The sequence below is a fragment of the Sphaerisporangium flaviroseum genome (genome assembly GCF_039537005.1).
Lineage (GTDB): Bacteria > Actinomycetota > Actinomycetes > Streptosporangiales > Streptosporangiaceae > Sphaerisporangium > Sphaerisporangium flaviroseum.
This window is the reverse complement of sequence record NZ_BAAAZR010000001.1, coordinates 292360-310188: the sequence shown is the minus strand read 5'-3', so window position 1 is coordinate 310188 and position 17829 is coordinate 292360. Positions and strand designations below refer to the sequence as shown.

Sequence of the window (17829 nt, the reverse complement as noted above, 5' to 3'; positions counted from 1 at the left end):
AGTCGGACAGATCCGTGCGATTCGCGAGCGCCCAAGCAGGACTCACCCGGTTTTCACTTCTTTTGACGGCAAAAGCCTAAGTCGAGGCTCGTTTCGCGCGACTAGGCGTTAATCTGATTCGACCGGTTTTCAGAAGTGTGTCCGTTGTATGCGGTTGCGGACGGCTTTCGCGTGACAAATGCGTCACTAGGGTAGTTCGCGGTCTGGCTCGTGACGCGGAGACCCTCTCGGACCCCGGTGGGGCGCTGTGCGCCCACACCCCATATCGTCCGGTGCATGAGTGCTCATTATGACGTCGTGGTTCTCGGAGCCGGCCCCGGTGGGTATGTTGCGGCCGTTCGGGCCGCCCAGCTCGGGCTCAGCACGGCGGTCGTCGAGGAACGCTACTGGGGAGGCGTCTGCCTCAACGTGGGATGTATCCCCTCCAAGGCGCTGCTGCGCAACGCGGAGTTGGCACACCTGTTCACCCGTGAGGCCAAGACGTACGGCATCCACGTGGAGGGTCAGGTCACCTTCGACTACTCCGAGGCCTACAAGCGGAGCCGCAAGGTCGCCGACGGCCGGGTCAAGGGCGTTCACTTCCTCATGAAGAAGAACGGCATCACCGAGTACAACGGCCGCGGCACCTTCACCGACGCGAACACCATCCAGGTGGCCGGCGGCGACGGTGGCTCGGAGACGGTGACGTTCGACCACTGCGTCATCGCCACGGGGGCGACCACGAAGCTGCTTCCCGGCACCTCGATCAGCGACCGGGTGGTGACGTACGAGGAGCAGATCCTCAGCGATCGGCTACCGGAGAGCATCGTCATCGCGGGAGCCGGCGCCATCGGCGTGGAGTTCGCCTACGTGCTGCACAACTACGGGGTGAAGGTGACGATCGTCGAGTTCCTGGACCGCGTCGTCCCCCTGGAGGACGAGGAGGTGTCCACCGAGCTGGCGCGACGCTACAAGCGGCTCGGCATCGAGATCCTGACCTCGACCAAGGTCGAGTCCATCGACGAGTCCGGCGACAAGGTGCGCGTGACGGTGTCGCGGGACGGGGAGCGGCGGACGCTCGAAGCGGACAAGGTACTGCAGGCCATCGGCTTCCAGCCGCGCGTCGAGGGGTACGGGCTGGAGAACACCGGGGTGCGCCTCACCGCCCGGGGCGCCATCGACATCGACGGGCTGTGCCGCACCAGCGTGCCGCACATCTTCGCCATCGGCGACGTCACGGCCAAGCTCATGCTCGCGCACGCGGCCGAGTCCATGGGGATCATCGCCGCCGAGACCATCGCCGACGAGGAGACGATGGAGCTCGACTACGTGATGATCCCGCGCGCGACCTTCTGCCAGCCGCAGATCGCGAGCTTCGGCTACACGGAGGCCCAGGCGCGTGACAAGGGTTTCGACGTGAAGGTGGCGAAGTTCCCGTTCACCGCGAACGGCAAGGCGCAGGGCCTGGGGGACCCCACCGGGTTCGTCAAGATCCTCAGCGACGCCAAGTACGGCGAACTGCTCGGCGCCCATCTCATCGGGCCCGAGGTCACGGAGCTGCTTCCCGAGCTGACACTCGCCCAGCAGTGGGATCTGACGGTCAACGAGGTGGCGCGTAACGTGCACGCGCATCCGACGCTCGGCGAGGCCGTGAAGGAGGCCATCCACGGTCTCTCGGGTCACATGATCAACCTCTGAGCTCCGTGCGCGTCAACCCGTCAGGTCGGGTAGAAGATCCGGCCTGACGGTTCGCCGTACGGGCAACGGGCAAGGCACCTGTATGGATCAAAGGGAGTTCGCCCGGACGGTGGCCGAGCGTGCGAACCTGTCACGCGAGGAAGCCGCCGACCTCACCCGCGCGACACTGTCGACCCTGGCCGATCGGCTCAGCCACGGTGAGGCCCGTCACCTTGCCCTGTACCTCCCGGAATCCCTCAAGGAATCGGTGGTCCCGCACGACAAGGTGCACCGGTTCGGAGCGAAGGATTTCGTCGACCGGGTGAGCTCGCAGACGGGACTGAACGACCGCGAGGCCCGGCAGGGGATCCGCGCGGTGATGACCACCCTTCGGGAGGTGGTCGGCGACGAGGTGTTCACCCACGTCCTGTCCCAGCTCCCGGCGGAGTTCCACAGCCTTGCCGAAGCCACGGTTTGAGACCCTCCTCGCCGTGTCCGCTCGCTTCACCTTCTCGCTTGGCGTATAAGTTCGGCTACGCACAGTAGTTGACGGCGTGCTCTCGCACCGGGCGCGCCAGGCGAAGGCCGGATCCCTCAGCGACATGTCGTTCCTCGCTGCTTCCCTTCGCCGCCGCATGGCTCGCGCACGAAGAGGAGATCAGGCACGATGCGACGGAACTTCACCAGGGCGGCTCAAGTGCTCACGGTCGCGCTCGGCTGCACGATGGTCGTCGCCGGCTCGACGGGCGTGTCGGCCGCCGTCGGCGGCCCCGGCCCGATCCGCAGCCACAGCAACTGGCGCTGCCTGGACGCCGACCTGAACACCATCGGAGGCAACGGCACCAAGGTCCAGCTGTGGAACTGCAACGGCTGGAACAACCAGAAGTGGACGTATGACGTGAAAACTCACACGATCCGCAGCCAGTACAACGGCCGCTGCCTGGACGCCGACCTGAACACGATCGGCGGCAACGGCACCAAGGTGCACATGTGGGGCTGCACCGGCTGGAGCAACCAGAAGTGGATCTATGACGCGATCAGCCATACCATCTACAGCCTGTACAACGGCAGGTGCCTGGACGCCGATCTCGGCGGCATCGGCACCAACGGCACCAAGGTCCAGTTGTGGGAGTGCAACGGCTGGGCCAACCAGAAGTGGACCGTCTGACGGCGTCGTGTCGAGCCCGCCGGCTCCGGTCCGCCGCGTGTAGGTTCGACTACGCAGAGTAGGTGTCCGGCGTCGCGAAGGAGATCAGGCACGATGCGACGGAACATCACCAGAACGGCTCAGGTGCTCAAAACGGTCGCGCTGAGCTGCGCGGCGGTGGTCGCGGCTCCGACGGGCGTACCGGCCGCCATCGCCGGGACCTCGTCCACCCACACCGGAGCGGCGGGCGCGCCGGCCACCGTCAGGGGGACCGGTCCCATCCACAGCCGGGCCGACGGCCGGTGCCTGGACGCCGATCTGGGCCGCATCGGGACCAACGGCACGCGCATCCAGCTGTGGGACTGCAACGGCTGGGCGAACCAGTCGTGGAGCTACGATCCGGCCACCCACACGATCCGCAGCCTGTCCAACGGCCGCTGCCTCGACGCCGACCGGGGGAACCTCAACAGGAACGGCACCCGCGTCCAGTTGTGGGACTGCAACGGCCGGGCCAACCAGCAGTGGGTGTACGACCGGAACAGCCGCACGATCTACAACCTCGCCAACGGTCGTTGCCTCGACGCCGACCTGAAGGGGGTCGGCAGCAACGGCGCCCGGGTGCATCTGTGGGACTGCAACCGCTGGAGCAACCAGCGGTGGAAGCTCTGACGCCTTCCCCGTGACGTGCCCGTCCGTGCCGGCTCGCGTGCGCCGCCGAGCGGGCCCTGCCCCCGCATCAGCATGTTCACCGGTCGGGAGGGTAGAGGGGAGCCGGAACCACCAGAGGGAGGACCAGGCATGAAGAGGATTCTGCAACTCGTGGCGACCCGTTGGCTCGCCCGCACACCTTTCGGACTCGTCATTCTCGGCATCGGATGGCTGGTGATGCGGAAGCGGCGCGGCGAGCAGGCGGGCAAGCGGACCGACGTGCTGCGTGAGCCCGGCCGCAAGTCCCGCAACCCCGACGCGTGGCAGGGCCCTTCGGCTCGTAACCGCAAGTAGGGCCCCCGCTCGCACGTTCACCCCCGGATGCCCCTGGGCCCGCCGTCCGGGGGTCTTGTGCTGTCTGGGCGAGCGTGTCAGCCCGGTCGAGACGACACGCGAGGGCCGGCGGCCCGAGCGCACGGTGTACGAGATCACCGCGGAGGGCACGGGTGCTCCACCCACCTGGAGTGAGCGGGTGAACCCCGCCGGTTCAGAGCCGTTCCTGGCGGGGGAACACGACCTCTCTCACCAGGAGCAGCACCGCGGCGGCCAGCGGGATGCCCAGCAGGGCGCCCACGATGCCGAGCAGGGCCCCGCCCAGGAGCGCTCCGACGATCGTGGCGATCGGCGGGACGGCCACCGAGGACTTGAACACCGGAGGCGAGATCACGTAGTTCTCGATCTGCTGGTACACGATGAAGAAGATCACGCAGGCGATGCCGACCTGCACCGAGGTCAGGAAGCCCACCCCCGACACGACCACGGCCCCCGCGACCGCGCCCACCATGGGGATGAGGTCGGTGATGGCCACGAAGATGGCCAGCGCCAGCGCGTACGGCACACCGAGGATCGACAGGAAGAAGAAGGTCACGACACCGGCGATCAACGAGATGATCAGGTTCCCGGCGACGTAGCCGCCGATCTGCCTGATGATCTCGTCGCCGAGGAGCTGCACCCGGGTGCGCCGGGAGCGCGGCACGAGCCGGTAGGCGGTCTCCTTGATCGAGTTCAGCGAGCCGAGGAAGTAGAGGGTCAGCACCAAAATGGTGAGTCCGCTGAACACCGCGCTGATCACGACGGTGGCCACCCCGAGCAGCCCACCGAACATCTGGGTCGCGAGGCTGCCGCTGCTGACGTACTGCTGCAGCTTGTCCAGCACCTGGTAGCGCTGGTCCACCGAACGGATGAGCGGGTGGTTCTGGAGCTGCTGCACGTACTCGGGAAGGTGCTGGATGAATCCCGAGGTCTGGTCGGTCAGCGGGGGCACGATCGCCAGCCCGAAGCCCACGAAGAACGCGATGACCGCCCCGAACACAATGGTGATCGCCAGGCGGCGGGACAGGTTACGCCGTTGCAGCGCCTCGACGGCGGGGTTGAGCCCGACCGCCAGGAACAGCGAGACGATGATCAGGACCAGCGCCGATCCGGCGCTGGCGATCGCCTGCACCATCAGCCAGGCGGTCAGCACGCCCAGCGCGGCGGTCAGGCCGAACAGGAACGGATTGCTACGCAGCGGACGGCCCGGCCGTCCGAACGGCTGCTCGTACTCCTTCTGGTCGACCTTGCGCGTCCCGGAAGGGGATCCGTCGCCCGCGTCCTTGTCCTCGGGGTCGGCGGCAGGTCCATCGCGCTCCGCCGGCCGCGGCTCGGCGGGGCGGACGTTGGGGGAGAGTTCGGCTCCCGGGCCTGTGGAGCCCGGCACGCGAGTCTCATCTCCAGGCGGGTCGGCGGCGTTGTCGCCGCCGCCGGGAAAAGGGGGGAACACGCTGGAGATCTCCGCGCGCTCGGAACTACCGGTCTCGGACACGCGTCCCCGCTGCCCGCCAGGAGGTCGCCTAGTCCCGTTGCAGCCCTGATAAATCCCGATAAACGATGGTCCGGCGTCCCCACCCGCTGAGCGGGAACGCCGGACAGGATCCCTACTTCAGGCGGATGACGCCCTTGGAGACCGTGATCCTCTTACGCGGCAGAGGCCGGTCGGCCGGGCCCTGCGCCACGGCGCCCGTCGAGATCTTGAACTTGCTGCCGTGGCAGGGACAGTTGATGGTGCCGCCCCGGACGGTGGCCACCGCGCACCCCTGATGGGTGCACTTGGCGCTGAACGCCCGGAACACGCCCTTCTTGGGCTGGGTGACCACGTACTTGCCTTTGATGATCTTCCCGCCGCCGATCGGGATGTTCTTGGTCCTGGCGAGAATCGGCTTCGCGGCGGCCTCGTCGCTCGTGTCCGACGCCGCGTCCACCGACGCCTGCGCCGGTCGCATGCCGACCAGGCCCAGTACGGCGGCGAAACCGCCCGCGACGCTCCGGAAGATCACTTTACGGCGGGTCGTCCCTGTATCGTCGGCCGGCATGCCAACCTCCACTGCTGGGGGGTGAGGAACTTCACTCCGGAACGTACACCTGAGCAGGGGGTGAGAACGAGGAATGGTCATTCGGGGAAGGACGGATGCGGGCCGAGCGCCCAGTATTCGTAGAGGCCGTAGCCCACGTTGCCGTCGTACTCGAAACGGCCGACGGCGTCGACCATGCCCCACATCCTCGCCGCGTCCTCCGGGAAGGTGTGGGTCACGCCCTGCACGACCGGTTCCGGCCCCTGGTACATGCCGTGCTTCCAGCCGGGCTCCAGGCCGTATCCCGTTCCCACCATCAGGTGCACGGGCAGGATGGGCGTGCACCGCAGGTCGAACGGCTTGCCGCCCGGCGGGGAGAACGTGATGGTGGCCGAGGTCACGTCCCGGGTGCCGGGAGCGTACTCGGGGTGGTATTCCGGTCGCCCCAGATACTCCTCCTCGCCCGAGGGCCAGACGCGTACGGCCTCCTCCAGCAGGCGGCGGCCCTTCTCGTCCTCCTGGACGATGCACAGGATCGCGTGGTCGTCGAACTGCATGGGCGCGTAGAGCCAGTAGAACGTGCCGGCGTTCTTCGACTGGATGCCGGGAGGCTCCGGCTCGCCCACGGGCCGGATGCCCCAGGAGCGGTCCCGGGTGCCCTGCCAGCGGTCGGGGGTGACCTCGACACGCTCGTCGCCGATCATGATGTGCCCGGTCCACCGGCCCGTCTGCGCCATCCGTGTCGAGTCGAAGATGACGCGCTCCTGCCAGCGGATGAAATGCCGGGGCTCCATCGTCGCCGGGATCGTGCCTTCCCAGTTCAGGTCGAACGACAGGCCGTGCTCGTTGTCCTCCAGGACGACTCGAAGGCGTTTGAGGCCTTCGACGACCTCTACGCGGAAGGGACCCACGCGCGTGTCCATCCGGTCGTCTCCGATCTCCCTGGACGCCCGGACGACCCGGTGGAGGTCCCGCCACCGCACGCAGGCGAAGGCGTCCGTCACACCCAGGTTGGGATACTGCCCCATACCGATGATCAGCATGAGCTCGTCGGAGCCGGCATGACAGTTGAAGTAGTACCGGTCATAGAAGTTGCGGTCCGAGGTGGCGACATGGCGCATCACCTGCGAGGTCTGGTGGATCGGAAAGTCATCGAGCGGCGACAGCGTCATCGGTGCTCCACGGGTCGGTGATGTGGAACACGTTCTACCAAGCGCCCGGCACCCGTCAACAACGAGACGCGCCCCCCGAGAGCGATCTCGGGGGGCGCGTGCCGCGTATCCGATCAATACATCTTTCGCGAGGTTTCGTCGCCCGGTCTGATGGACTCCTCGGTGCTGCTTATGCCCTCCACTCTGTCACCGGACCACCTGCTGGCATCAGCAGTGGTGTCCTTCATCGAGTCGGCCCATTGGCGGGTGTTGTTGCGATAGAGCACGACCCCCACGGCGCAGGCCGCGAACCCGGCCAGCAGCGCGATGGTCGACCAGCGGCCGCGTCGTCTGACAGATGGTGCGGGATCGATCTTCTCCGCCGCCTGGACGAGGAACGCGCTTACCTTGGGAGCGATCTGCTCCTCCACCGAGTGAGCCGCACGATCGAACTTGGGTGCGGCCCAGACGCGAGCGTCCTCGATCCGGTGTGCGGCGACCTCTCGGGCGGTGTTCGCCATCGGGCGGACCTGCTCGGCCGTCTTCATGGCTTGGGCCTTCATTCGACCCATCCGCGTCGTGGGCATTACCAGAGTGACGCGGCGTTTCCTGAGTGTCAGGGACACGATGACCTCCCCTGTCCTTGGGGCCCCGCAGGCTCACCTTCCCGCTCGATAGCGGCTCAATCCTGACGCGCATGGGAGGATGCGAGGTAGGTCAATGCGCCATAGTCAGCAAAACATCACAAATCTGACCCAGAAAACGGGCATATAGAAGGGGGTAGTCTCCTCGTGGCTGAGACTCTCATCGCAAAACTGCGCACCTCTCTCGGAGACATCAAACTCCGCCTTTTCCCTGACCACGCGCCCAAGACCGTGCGCAACTTCGTCGAGCTCGCGGAGGGCGACCGCGAGTGGACCCACCCCGAGACCGGGGTGAAGTCCAGCGACAAGCTTTACGACGGCACGATCTTCCACCGAGTCATCCAGAACTTCATGATCCAGGGTGGCGACCCGCTGGGTCAGGGCATCGGCGGTCCGGGTTACGACTTCGACGACGAAATCCATCCGGACCTGCAGTTCAACCGGCCCTACCTGCTCGCCATGGCCAACGCCGGCAAGCGCTTCGGCAGGGGGACGAACGGATCGCAGTTCTTCATCACGGTCGTCCCCACGCCGCACCTCAACGGCAAGCACACCATCTTCGGCGAGGTGATCGAGGGAGCGGACATCGTGGACGCGATCTCCAAGACCCCGACCCGGCAGGAGCGCCCGGTCACCGACGTGGTCATCCAGGAAGTCGTCATCGAGCGCGTGTCCTCCTGAGCGTCGGCTCCGGAGGGACGCGCGGGGCCTGGTACCACGAGATGGCCCCGAGGTAAGGCTCTCTGAAGGCGGCTCCGGCCGGCCCGGGGCCGCCTGGAGCCGGCCGGAGCCGGCGATCTGGCGGCGTAGATGGCGCTTGGTGCCCGGAGGCGTGAATAGGGTGGCAGTCTTGTGTATAAGCGCACAGGCGAAGGGGCCTCGAACCTGCGATGACCACTCAGCCAGATCACCCGAATTCCTCGGACCGGCCCCAGGGCCCGGCGCAGCCGGGTCCGTACGGCGCGGATGCCGTGCCCACCTGTTACCGGCACCCCGACCGTGAGACCTACGTGCGCTGCCAGCGCTGTGACCGGTCGATCTGCCCCGACTGCATGCGGGTGGCCTCGGTCGGCCACCAGTGCGTCGAGTGCGTGCGCGAGGGAAGCAAGACCATCCGCGCCGCCGAGGCTCCGTTCGGCGGCAGGCCCGTCACCACACCCGTGGTCACGTGGACGCTGATGGCGATCAACGTCCTCGCCTACCTCGGCGAGGTGGTCAACGCCCCATTGGTCCTCAACCGCTTCCAGATGTCGGCGGACTACGTCGCCGCCGGCGAGTGGTGGCGGCTGTTCACCGGGGCGTTCCTGCACGCCCCGCCGCCGTCGTACTGGCACATCCTGTTCAACATGTGGGCCCTGTTCGTCATAGGCCCGCAGCTCGAGAGGATGCTCGGCTCGCTCAGGTTCGCCGGCGTGTACCTGCTGTCGGCCCTCGGCGGTTCGGTCGCCGTCTACCTCTTCGGCTGGGCGTCCGTGGGAGCCTCGGGTGCGATCTACGGCCTGTTCGGCGCGATGTTCGTGGTCGCCCGCCGCCTGGGATACGACGTGCGCGGCGTGCTCTGGCTGATCGGGATCAACGTGGTGCTGACCTTCGTGATCCCGGGCATCAGCTGGCAGGGCCACCTCGGCGGCCTGGTGACGGGAACCCTGGTGACGGCGCTGTTCGCCTACGCACCCGGCAAGAACCGCAAGGCGTTCCAGCTGGCCACGGCCCTTGCGGTGCTCGCCGTGTGCGTGGCGATCGTGGTGTTCATGACCCCGCTCGGCGGCTAGTGGAGCTGCTTCCCCAGGTTGTGGATAAACCCTGTGGAAAATCGCCCGCCACCTGCCGGAGGGGCTCTCGGCGAGCGGCTAACGCCAGCGAGTGGACAGGACCACGCCGAAGATGATGAAGACGAACCCGACCAGAAGGTTCCAGTTGCCGAGCGTGACGATGCCCGGCGCGGTCGGCATGATGTAGAACACCGCGATCCACAGGATGCCGATGATCCATGAGGTCACCATGACCGGTGCCAGCCAACGGGGGCTCACCTTGACCTGCTGCGACTTCTGCGGCGGGGTGTAGACCGCCTTCTTGCGAGTGTGGGACTTGGGCACGGCAGCTCTCCTGGTGGGGCCCGCAGGGTGTCGCGGGCTCTGGCAGCCAGCGTAGTCGCTGGTGTACGACGACCGGAGTAAGCCTAGTCGGCACGGGCCGCGAACGGCGATTCCGGGCCGAACAAGCTCTCGCTCGCGGGCAAAGTGTGCGTCAAAGAGGGGCCGTCGCGCGGGCGGTGCGCGGTCGCCGCCACTACTCTGCGAGCCCAGGGCGTGGTACGCGCGCCGCCGACCTCGGACCCGGATCTTGTCGTGACCATGCCGCCTGCTGTGGACGCTCCTCCGCCGCTCGGCGGGCCCAAGAAGGCCTGCCCCGGGCGAGTGGCGGCCGGACGGCCTGTGGGCGCTGAGCCGCCATGAGGGCGCTGCTGCGGGCCTGCGGCGAGCTGAGCGTCACCGCCGGTCTGGTGATGCTCCTGTTCTGCGCCTACCTGCTGTGGGGGACCAGTTCCTACACCGAGTGGTACCAGCGCATCCTCAAGCGACAGCTCCAGGAGACCCCGAAGCTCGCGAAGCTCGATATCGGCGACGCCGTGGGGCTGATCCGCATCCCCCGGTTCGGCCGGGACTACGAGTACGCGATCCTCGAAGGCGTCGGCTCCGAGCACCTGCGCAGAGGGCCGGGACACTATCCGGGCACCGCGCTACCCGGCAAGGTGGGGAACTTCGTGCTGTCCGGGCACCGGACGACCTACGCCGCGCCCTTCAACCGGATCGACGAGCTGCGCCGGGGCGACGACATCGTCATCGAGGCCCCCGAAGCCCGTTACACCTACCGGGTCTCCGGCAAGCAGGTCGTCTATCCGACGGACGTGGACGTCGTCGCGCCCGTGCCCAGCCATCCCGGCGAACGGCCCAGCCAAGCCCTGATCACGCTCACCACCTGTCACCCCGAGTACTCCGCACGGCAGCGGCTCGTGGTCTTCGGCGTCCTGTCCGGCAAGCGGGAGCGCCGAACGGACTGAGTGCCGTTCCGCAAGCAGGCCTCACCCATGTTCCCGGAAGCGAGGGACCCGATGTACGGATGGATCTGGCGTGTCATCCCTGGTGGGATCTGGGTCAAGCTCGTCACGGTGCTGCTGCTGAGCAGTCTGGCGGGGGTCGTACTGTGGTATGTCGTGTTCCCCATGCTGGAGCCGCACGTGCCCCTCGACCAGGTGACCGTAGGCCGATGACTCGCGTACTCGTGGTGGACAACCATGACAGCTTCGTCCACACGATCGTGCAGTATCTCCGCCGGCTGGGCGCCGAGTGCGACGTCCGGCCGCGCGACCATGTGCGCGTGCAGGACGCCGAGGGTTTCGATGGCGTGGTCATCAGCCCGGGCCCGGGCACACCCGAGGCGGCCGGGGTCAGCATCCCACTGGTGGGCTTCTGCGCCGAGCACGACCTTCCGCTGCTGGGCGTCTGCCTCGGTCACCAGGCCATCGCCGTCGCGTACGGAGGCGTCGTGGCCCGCGCGCCCGAGTTGATGCACGGCCGTACCAGCGAGATCACCCACGATGGGCGGGGTGTCTTCGACGGGCTTCCCTCGCCGATCACCATGACCCGGTACCACTCGCTGGCCGTCGTGCCGGACACCATGCCGGCGGTCCTGGAGGTGAGCGCCGTCACGGACTCGGGGGTCATCATGGCGCTCAGGCACAGGGACGTTCGCGTCGAAGGCGTGCAGTTCCACCCCGAATCGGTGCTTTCACAGCAGGGGGCCAAACTTTTCGCGAATTGGCTCGCCCAGATCGTGTAACGCCGAGCGTCCTCAGGACGACTATCGGATGAGGGTCTCCGCCGTCGCCCCCGAGCGGCGGAGACCCTCTTCTCATGTCGGCGGCCGTGGCTCCGGCTGCTCATGCCGGCGGACATGCTCTGGCGCCACAACGCACTCGGCGACCGCCCCTGTTGTCAGGACCGGTCGCCGAGTGGTGATGCGTCAGTTGCCGAAGTCGTCCGGCGGCGGCTCGCTGAACGGGTCGTCGGTGGGCTCGGTCGAGGGCTGGTCGGTCGGCTCGGTGGGCTGGTCGGTCGGCTGGTCCGTGGGGAAGGTCTCCTCGGGCGGCCCAGAGGACACCACCAGAGTGATCGTCGTCCCGGGGGTCAGCTTGGAGCCGCCTCTGGGGCTCTGGCTGATGACACTGCCCTCGGGAACGTCCTGGCTCGGCTGCTGTGTGACCCGGACCTTGAAGTCCGCGCCCTTCAGCGTGGCCGTGGCGTCCTTGAGGGTCTGACCGGTGACGTCGGGGACGTCGGTCTGCTGCTTGGGCACGTAGATCTTGACGATGCTGCCCTCGTCGACCTTCGAGCCGGCCGCAGGCTTGGACTGGAAGACCTTGTCCTGTTCCTTGCCGGAGAGGACGTACACGACCGAGGCCCTGAGGTTGTTCGACTCCATGGTCTGCTTGGCCTCGTCGGCGGTGCTCCCGATCACATCGGGCACGACCACCTGCTTGACGCCCTTGGAGACCTTGAGCTCGACGGTGGAGCCCTTCGCGACCTGCTGGCCGGCCGCCGGATCGGTGTCGATCACGGTGCCCCTGTCGACGTCGGAGCTGTACTCCTCGACCTCGTTGACCTTCAGGCCCTGAGCCTCCAGCTTGGCCTTCGCGGCGTCCGCGGTCTGCCCCTTCAAGATGGGGATCGAGACCTGGCTCGCCGTATCGTTGCCGCCTGGATCGCTGAGGAAGGCGTACCCGACGCCGATGAAGGCACCGATGACCAGCAACGGGATGATGATCCACGCGGCCGTCTTGAGCGCGGTGTTGCCCCCGGAGGCGGCGCGGCGGCGCTCGTAGCGGCCGCCGGCCTCCGTGGGCGCGTACTCGTAGGCGGGGACCGAGTTGGTGCGCTGGGTGGCGGGGCCGCCGGGCGCGTTCAGTGTGCGGGTCTGCTGGCCGGTGTAGTTGTGGCTCAGCGCCATCGTCTGGGCGTCGACCGGCATGCCGGACATGGCGCGCTGGATGTCGGCCCGCATCTCGGTGGCGCTCTGGTAGCGGTGCGCGGGATCCTTGGCCATGGCCTTGAGCACGATGGCGTCGGCCCAGCTCGGGATCTCGCGGTCGATCTGCGACGGCGGGATCGGGTCCTCACGCACGTGCTGGTAGGCGATCGCCACAGGAGAGTCGCCGGTGAACGGCGGCTGGCCGGTCAGCAGCTCGTACAGCACGCAACCGGTGGAGTAGATGTCGCTGCGGGCGTCCACGCGCTCGCCTCTGGCCTGCTCCGGCGAGAGGTACTGCGCGGTTCCGATGACCTGCGCGGTCTGGGTCATGGTGGCGGCCGAGTCGGCCATCGCGCGAGCGATGCCGAAGTCCATGACCTTGACGTCGCCGGCGAGCGTGATCATCACGTTGGCCGGTTTGATGTCCCGGTGGACGATGCCGCCGCGGTGGCTGTAGTCGAGAGCCCTCAAGATGCCGTCGACAAGCTCGGTCGCCCGCTCGGGCAGCAGGCGCCGGTCGGCCCGCAGCAGGTCGCGGAGCGTGCGTCCGTCGACGAACTCCATGACGATGTAGGGCACGGGAGTGCCTTCCGTCATGTCCTCGCCGGTGTCGTACACCGCCACGATCGAAGGGTGGTTCAGGGACGCCGCGGACTGGGCCTCGCGGCGAAAACGGGCCTGGAAGGTGTGGTCTCTGGCCAGATCGGCGCGCAGTGTTTTGATCGCGACAACACGGTCCAGCCGGATGTCCCGGGCGCGATACACCTCGGCCATGCCGCCGCGCCCGACGACCCCGTCGAGCTCATAGCGACCGCCGAGTAGCCGAGGCTGAGTCATTTCCTGCACTGTCCCTTGCCGTTCATCTTGGGTACCGGCCCGCGGTGCGGCTGCCGGTGTCCATCATCGACCCCGCGCCGCATTACGTCTCCCCGTTCGGGGGGATTGTGGTGCTTCCGGATGAGGTGGGGCTTGGCGTCTCACTGGGCGTGGGGGTCGGTGTGGGCGTCGGAGTAGGGGTTGGAGTAGGAGACGGAGTTGGCTTGGGAGTCCGTCGCCGGCTGGGTGAAGCCGATGTGCTTACCGTAGCCGACCGTGACACCGTCGGCTTGACAGGCTTCACCGGTTTCGGTGCAAGTGATGTCGTCGGCGTCTTCGAGCGGGTCGGGGATTGTGTGCGATCGCCGGTCACCGGGTTGATCGGCTGACTGGGGCCGCTGTCAAGGCCCAGCTCAGGCAGGCCGCCCGCCGCCAGGGCACCGAAACCGACCGCCGCCGCGCAGCCCGCGGCCGCGAAGAGGCCGATGGCGGAACGGCGGCGTCTGCGGCGGCTCGCCGGACGGGTACTGGGGGGAGGCGCCGGAGGATGGCCGAGGCGCGTCGCCGAGGTGGGCGGGACGGCCTCACCTGGGGTGTCGTACAGGCCGGCGAACGGGTCGCCCGGCCGCTCGAGCGCACCGGACTGCTCGAGCGCTTCGCGTATAGCGAAACCCGACGGGTCGGTCAGCTCGCTCAGGTGCGGGACGCTCGGGGTGGTGAGCGAGTCGCGCAGCACCATCGCCCGGTCGGCCAGCTCGCGCGTGGTGGCGGGCCGGTGGTCGGGGCTCTTGGAGAGCATGGCCACGACCAGGTCGCGTACGGGCTTCGGCACGCTCTCCGGAAGCGGGGGAGTCTGCTCGTTAAGGTGCAGAAGGGCGATCGCCACCTGGTTGCCCGCGGTGAAGGGCGGCTGTCCGGTGAGGCACTCGTACGCCACGACGCCGAGGGAGTAGATGTCGGTGGACGGGGTCAGAGGGCTGCCGGACGCCTGCTCCGGGCTGACGTACTGCGCGGTGCCGAGGACGGTGCCCGTCATGGTCATCCGCGAGGCCTCCAGGGCCCGGGCGATGCCGAAGTCGGTGACCTTGATGATGCCGGTCTCGGTGACGAGCAGGTTGCCGGGCTTGATGTCGCGGTGGATGACCCCCGTCCGGTGGGCGGTGTACAGCGCCCGCGCCGTCTGCCCGATCACGTCGAGGGTCACCTCGGGGCTGAGCGTGCCGTTACGGGCGAGGACCGCCGACAGCGGCTCGCCCGGAACCAGCTCCATCACCAGGTAGGCGATGTCGTCCTGCTCGCCGTAGTCGAAGACCTGCGCGATGCCCGCGTCGGCCAGCCCGGCGGTGATCCGCGCCTCGTTGCGGAAACGCTCCCGGAACTCCGGGTGGGCGGCCACGTGCTGCCGCAGGAGCTTGACCGCGACCTCCCGGCCGAGCAGCTCGTCGGAGGCTCGCCAGACCTCGCCCATGCCGCCGGTCGCGATGCGACCAGTCAGCCGGTAGCGGTTGCTCAGCACCCGGTTGGCGAAGGTCACTGCTCGAGCACCGCCTGCATCACGTCGTGCGCGATGGGCGCGGCCACCTGGCCGCCGGTCGCGTCGTTGCCGGCGCTGCCGGACTCGACGAACACCGCGACGGCGACCTTCGGGTCGTCGGCGGGGGCGAAGGAGATGAACCAGGCGTGCGACGCCTGGCCCTTGGCGGTCTCGGCCGTCCCCGTCTTGCCCGCCACCGTGATGCCGGGAAGCTGGGCGGCCTTACCGGTGCCGTTCTGCACCACGCTGATCATCATGTCGCGGAGCTCACCGGCGACTTCGGGGGTGACCGCCTCGCTGAGCTGCTCCTGGCGGGCTTTCTGGATCTCGTCACCATCAGGACTGACGATCTTGTTCACCAGGTAGGGCTTCATGACCTTGCCCTCGTTGGCGACACCGGCGGCCACCATGGCCATCTGCAGCGGCGTGATCTGGTTGTCGAGCTGGCCGATCGAGGTCAGGGCCAGGGCGGCCTTGCCCTTGTCGGGCCCGATCTTGCTCTTGACCACGCTGAGCGGGATCGCCATGGGGTTCCCGATCCCGAACTTCGACGCCTGCTCGTTCAGCTTGTCGTACCCCATGTCCAGCGCCATCCGGGCGAACGCGGTGTTACAGGAGATGGTCAGGGCGTCGACGAGCGTCGCCCGGCCGCCGCACGACTCGCCGTGGTAGTTCGGCAGGCTGATGTTGGTGCCCGGCAGCGGCAGGGCGTCGGGCGCGTCCACGGTGGTGTTGATGTCACGCGAGCTGTCGTCGCTGAGGTAGGCCGCGGAGGTGATCACCTTGAACGTCGAACCGGGGGCGAAGGTCGTGGCGATGGCGCGATTCAACAGGGGCTTGTTGTCGTCCTTGTCGAGCTTGTTGTACACCCTGGCGGCCTTGGACTTGTCGGGCGCCGCCATCGTGTTGGGGTCGAACGTCGGCAGCGAGACCATGGTGAGGATCGCCCCGGTCTTCGGGTCGAGCGCAACGACGGCACCACGCTTGCCGCTCCTCTGCATGTCCTGATAGGCGATCTTCTGGGCCTTCGGCACCAGGGTCAGGTCGACGGCCGCGCCGCGTGCCGGCTTGCTCGTGATCAGGTCGACCGTGCGGCGGACGAACAGGTCGGGGTGGGTGCCGTCGAGGTACTTGTTCTCGGTGCCCTCGATGCCCTGCGCGCTCTCGGGGGCGAAGAAGCCGATGACCGGGGCGTACACCGGACCGTCGGTGTACTTCCGCTGGAACCGGAACGTGCCCCCGACGTCGACCGACTTGGCCAGGGTCTGGCCGCCTGCGGTGATCATGCCGCGCTCGCTCTGGTAGCGGGCGAAGAAGCTCCGGTCGTTACGGCTGTCCGTACGGAAATCGTCGGCCTTGACCGCCTGCAGATAGTTGATGTTGATCATGAGCAGGCCGAACATGAGAAGGCAGGCTATGGAAGTGCGCTTGAGCGTGCCGTTCATCGCTGAAACACCTGCGTCAGTCCCTCGTCCTGGATGGCTTGCGGCGGTGGCCGGCGGGCGGCGTCTGACATGCGTACCAGCAACGCGATAAGGATCCAGTTAGCCAGCAGGGCGGATCCGCCCTGCGACATGAACGGCGTGACGAGGCCGGTCAGGGGGATCAGGTTCGTCACGCCCCCGACGATGATGAAGACCTGCCAGGCCAGGATGAACGCGAGGCCGCCCGCGAGGAGCTTGCTGAAGGGGTCGCGCGCCGCGACGGCGGTGCGCAGGCCGCGCTCCACGAGCAGGGCGTAGACCATCAGCAGGGCCATCAGGCCGGTGAGACCGAGCTCCTCGCCGGTCGCGGCGAAGATGAAGTCGGAGAACGACAGCGGGATCAGGTCGGGATGTCCCTGCCCGAGCCCCTTGCCGAGGATGCCGCCCGAGCCCATGCCGAACAGGCCCTGCATGAGCTGGTAGCTGCCGCCGAACTCCCGATCGTAGAGCCCGGGGCTGCTGGGGTTGAGCCACACGTCGAACCGGGCGCCGACGTGGCTGAAGAGCTGCCCGGCGACGAAGGCGCCACCCAGGAAGAGCGTCACGCCGATGAGCACCCACGAGGTGCGCTGCGTGGCGATGTAGAGCATCGCGACGAACGCGCCGAACAGCAGCAGGGAAGTGCCGAGGTCCTTCTCCAGCACCAGCACGCCGACGCTGACCACCCAGGTGATGAGCACGGGGCCGAGGTCGCGGGCGCGGGGCAGGTCGATGAAGAGCAGGCGGCGGCCCGCGAGCGCGAGCACGTCGCGCTTGGCCACCAGGTAGCCGGCGAAGAAGACGACCAGCGCCAGCTTGGCGAACTCGCCCGGCTGGATGGAGAACGCGCCGACGCCGACCCAGATGCGGGCGCCGTTGATCTCCTTACCCAGGAGGGGCAACAGAGGGAGGATCAGCAGCCCGAGGCCGACGAAGGCGGCAGTGTAGGTCATGCGCTGGAGCGCGCGGTGGTCGCGCAGCACGATGAGCGTGACGGAGAACATGACGACGCCCATCGCGGTCCAGAAGAGCTGGTTGCTGGCCGAGGCGAGCTTGGGCGTCGACTGCTCGATCCGATAGATCATCACCAGGCCGAGGCCGTTGACCAATGTCACCAGCGGAAGCACCAGGGGGTCGGCCCAGGGGGCGAACCTGGCCAGCACGAAGTAGGCGGCGAGCATCAGGCCGCCCAGGCCGAGGCCGTAGGTCAGCATGCCCGCGGGGATCTGGCCGTTCCTGCCCAGCCCGACATTGGCATAGGCGACCATGACGATCGCGACGGCGAAGGCGAGCATGACAAGCTGCGCCCCCCGCCGCTTGGCGGTCATGGGGACGGCCGCTACGTCGACAGC

General features: G+C 67.8%; 19 protein-coding genes. 10 read left to right on the top strand and 9 right to left on the bottom strand.

Annotated features, from left to right (window positions below; genetic code table 11):
* Positions 1-276 precede the first annotated feature (276 nt).
* The 5 genes from lpdA (at position 277) to ABD810_RS01510 (ending at position 3805) form a co-directional block, all read left to right on the top strand.
* The gene (lpdA, locus tag ABD810_RS01530; protein ID WP_344933234.1) at positions 277-1677 is read left to right on the top strand and encodes a dihydrolipoyl dehydrogenase; all 1401 of its coding nucleotides are present in this window, start codon (positions 277-279) and stop codon (positions 1675-1677) included.
* Positions 1678-1759: 82 nt separating this feature from the next.
* A complete protein-coding gene (locus ABD810_RS01525; RefSeq protein WP_344933232.1) occupies positions 1760-2134 on the top strand; it encodes a DUF2267 domain-containing protein in 375 nt (124 codons plus the stop codon).
* Positions 2135-2323: 189 nt separating this feature from the next.
* Positions 2324-2824, top strand: a complete 501-nt coding sequence (locus tag ABD810_RS01520) for an RICIN domain-containing protein (protein ID WP_344933230.1) — start codon at positions 2324-2326, stop codon at positions 2822-2824.
* 93 nt (positions 2825-2917) lie between these two features.
* Positions 2918-3472, top strand: a complete 555-nt coding sequence (locus ABD810_RS01515; protein WP_344933228.1) for an RICIN domain-containing protein — start codon at positions 2918-2920, stop codon at positions 3470-3472.
* A 129-nt stretch (positions 3473-3601) separates the two neighbouring features.
* Positions 3602-3805: a DUF6203 family protein gene (locus ABD810_RS01510; protein ID WP_344933226.1), complete on the top strand. Its 204-nt coding sequence runs from the start codon at positions 3602-3604 to the stop codon at positions 3803-3805.
* A gap of 193 nt (positions 3806-3998) precedes the next feature.
* Here ABD810_RS01510 and ABD810_RS01505 read toward each other — a convergent pair whose 3' ends face one another.
* From ABD810_RS01505 to ABD810_RS01490, 4 genes are all read right to left on the bottom strand, one after another.
* On the bottom strand, positions 3999-5315 hold the full coding sequence (locus ABD810_RS01505) for an AI-2E family transporter (protein WP_344933224.1): 1317 nt from the start codon (positions 5313-5315) through the stop codon (positions 3999-4001).
* Between the two features lie 112 nt (positions 5316-5427).
* Positions 5428-5862 (bottom strand): Rieske (2Fe-2S) protein, encoded by a 435-nt coding sequence (locus ABD810_RS01500; protein ID WP_344933222.1) that lies wholly within the window; start codon positions 5860-5862, stop codon positions 5428-5430.
* A 77-nt stretch (positions 5863-5939) separates the two neighbouring features.
* The gene (locus ABD810_RS01495) at positions 5940-7013 is read right to left on the bottom strand and encodes an Rv3169 family protein (protein WP_344933220.1); all 1074 of its coding nucleotides are present in this window, start codon (positions 7011-7013) and stop codon (positions 5940-5942) included.
* A gap of 113 nt (positions 7014-7126) precedes the next feature.
* A complete protein-coding gene (locus tag ABD810_RS01490; protein ID WP_344933218.1) occupies positions 7127-7618 on the bottom strand; it encodes a DUF5324 family protein in 492 nt (163 codons plus the stop codon).
* 165 nt (positions 7619-7783) lie between these two features.
* Here ABD810_RS01490 and ABD810_RS01485 point away from each other — a divergent pair, with 165 nt between their 5' ends.
* The gene (locus tag ABD810_RS01485) at positions 7784-8317 is read left to right on the top strand and encodes a peptidylprolyl isomerase (RefSeq protein ID WP_344933216.1); all 534 of its coding nucleotides are present in this window, start codon (positions 7784-7786) and stop codon (positions 8315-8317) included.
* A 209-nt stretch (positions 8318-8526) separates the two neighbouring features.
* Positions 8527-9408 (top strand): rhomboid family intramembrane serine protease, encoded by an 882-nt coding sequence (locus tag ABD810_RS01480; protein ID WP_344933214.1) that lies wholly within the window; start codon positions 8527-8529, stop codon positions 9406-9408.
* Between the two features lie 78 nt (positions 9409-9486).
* Here ABD810_RS01480 and ABD810_RS01475 read toward each other — a convergent pair whose 3' ends face one another.
* Complete coding sequence (locus ABD810_RS01475; RefSeq protein WP_344933212.1) at positions 9487-9732, bottom strand: cell division protein CrgA; 246 nt, start codon at positions 9730-9732, stop codon at positions 9487-9489.
* A gap of 356 nt (positions 9733-10088) precedes the next feature.
* On the opposite strand from ABD810_RS01475, the gene ABD810_RS01470 reads away from it, so the two are divergent.
* The 3 genes from ABD810_RS01470 to ABD810_RS01460 are packed head-to-tail and all read left to right on the top strand — an operon-like array spanning position 10089 to position 11476.
* Entirely contained in the window at positions 10089-10697 is a 609-nt protein-coding gene (locus ABD810_RS01470; RefSeq protein ID WP_344933210.1) for a class E sortase, read from the top strand.
* Positions 10698-10724: 27 nt separating this feature from the next.
* Complete coding sequence (locus ABD810_RS01465; RefSeq protein ID WP_344933209.1) at positions 10725-10907, top strand: hypothetical protein; 183 nt, start codon at positions 10725-10727, stop codon at positions 10905-10907.
* Positions 10904-11476: an anthranilate synthase component II gene (locus tag ABD810_RS01460; protein ID WP_344933207.1), complete on the top strand. Its 573-nt coding sequence runs from the start codon at positions 10904-10906 to the stop codon at positions 11474-11476. The genes ABD810_RS01465 and ABD810_RS01460 overlap by 4 nt, the downstream gene beginning before the upstream one ends.
* A 183-nt stretch (positions 11477-11659) precedes the next feature.
* On the opposite strand, the gene pknB is transcribed toward ABD810_RS01460, so the two are convergent.
* The 4 genes from pknB to ABD810_RS01440 form a co-directional block, all read right to left on the bottom strand.
* Positions 11660-13501: a Stk1 family PASTA domain-containing Ser/Thr kinase gene (gene pknB / locus ABD810_RS01455; protein WP_344933205.1), complete on the bottom strand. Its 1842-nt coding sequence runs from the start codon at positions 13499-13501 to the stop codon at positions 11660-11662.
* 82 nt (positions 13502-13583) lie between these two features.
* Positions 13584-15014, bottom strand: coding sequence for a serine/threonine-protein kinase (locus ABD810_RS01450; RefSeq protein WP_344933202.1), 1431 nt, complete (start codon positions 15012-15014; stop codon positions 13584-13586).
* Complete coding sequence (locus tag ABD810_RS01445; protein ID WP_344933200.1) at positions 15011-16459, bottom strand: peptidoglycan D,D-transpeptidase FtsI family protein; 1449 nt, start codon at positions 16457-16459, stop codon at positions 15011-15013. Before ABD810_RS01445 ends, ABD810_RS01450 begins: the two co-directional genes overlap by 4 nt.
* A complete protein-coding gene (locus tag ABD810_RS01440) occupies positions 16456-17805 on the bottom strand; it encodes an FtsW/RodA/SpoVE family cell cycle protein (protein ID WP_344935356.1) in 1350 nt (449 codons plus the stop codon). The genes ABD810_RS01445 and ABD810_RS01440 overlap by 4 nt, the downstream gene beginning before the upstream one ends.
* Positions 17806-17829: the final 24 nt, after the last annotated feature.

Excerpts from the sequence above, each read along its gene's own strand:
- lpdA (WP_344933234.1), top strand. The coding sequence starts at position 277 with ATGAGTGCTCATTATGACGTCGTGGTTCTCGGAGCCGGCCCCGGTGGG.
- ABD810_RS01525 (WP_344933232.1), top strand. The coding sequence starts at position 1,760 with ATGGATCAAAGGGAGTTCGCCCGGACGGTGGCCGAGCGTGCGAACCTG.
- ABD810_RS01520 (WP_344933230.1), top strand. The coding sequence starts at position 2,324 with ATGCGACGGAACTTCACCAGGGCGGCTCAAGTGCTCACGGTCGCGCTC.
- ABD810_RS01515 (WP_344933228.1), top strand. The coding sequence starts at position 2,918 with ATGCGACGGAACATCACCAGAACGGCTCAGGTGCTCAAAACGGTCGCG.
- ABD810_RS01510 (WP_344933226.1), top strand. The coding sequence starts at position 3,602 with ATGAAGAGGATTCTGCAACTCGTGGCGACCCGTTGGCTCGCCCGCACA.
- ABD810_RS01500 (WP_344933222.1), bottom strand. The coding sequence starts at position 5,862 with ATGCCGGCCGACGATACAGGGACGACCCGCCGTAAAGTGATCTTCCGG.
- ABD810_RS01495 (WP_344933220.1), bottom strand. The coding sequence starts at position 7,013 with ATGACGCTGTCGCCGCTCGATGACTTTCCGATCCACCAGACCTCGCAG.
- ABD810_RS01480 (WP_344933214.1), top strand. The coding sequence starts at position 8,527 with ATGACCACTCAGCCAGATCACCCGAATTCCTCGGACCGGCCCCAGGGC.
- ABD810_RS01470 (WP_344933210.1), top strand. The coding sequence starts at position 10,089 with ATGAGGGCGCTGCTGCGGGCCTGCGGCGAGCTGAGCGTCACCGCCGGT.
- ABD810_RS01465 (WP_344933209.1), top strand. The coding sequence starts at position 10,725 with ATGTTCCCGGAAGCGAGGGACCCGATGTACGGATGGATCTGGCGTGTC.
- ABD810_RS01460 (WP_344933207.1), top strand. The coding sequence starts at position 10,904 with ATGACTCGCGTACTCGTGGTGGACAACCATGACAGCTTCGTCCACACG.
- pknB (WP_344933205.1), bottom strand. The coding sequence starts at position 13,501 with ATGACTCAGCCTCGGCTACTCGGCGGTCGCTATGAGCTCGACGGGGTC.
- ABD810_RS01445 (WP_344933200.1), bottom strand. The coding sequence starts at position 16,459 with ATGAACGGCACGCTCAAGCGCACTTCCATAGCCTGCCTTCTCATGTTC.
- ABD810_RS01440 (WP_344935356.1), bottom strand. The coding sequence starts at position 17,805 with ATGACCGCCAAGCGGCGGGGGGCGCAGCTTGTCATGCTCGCCTTCGCC.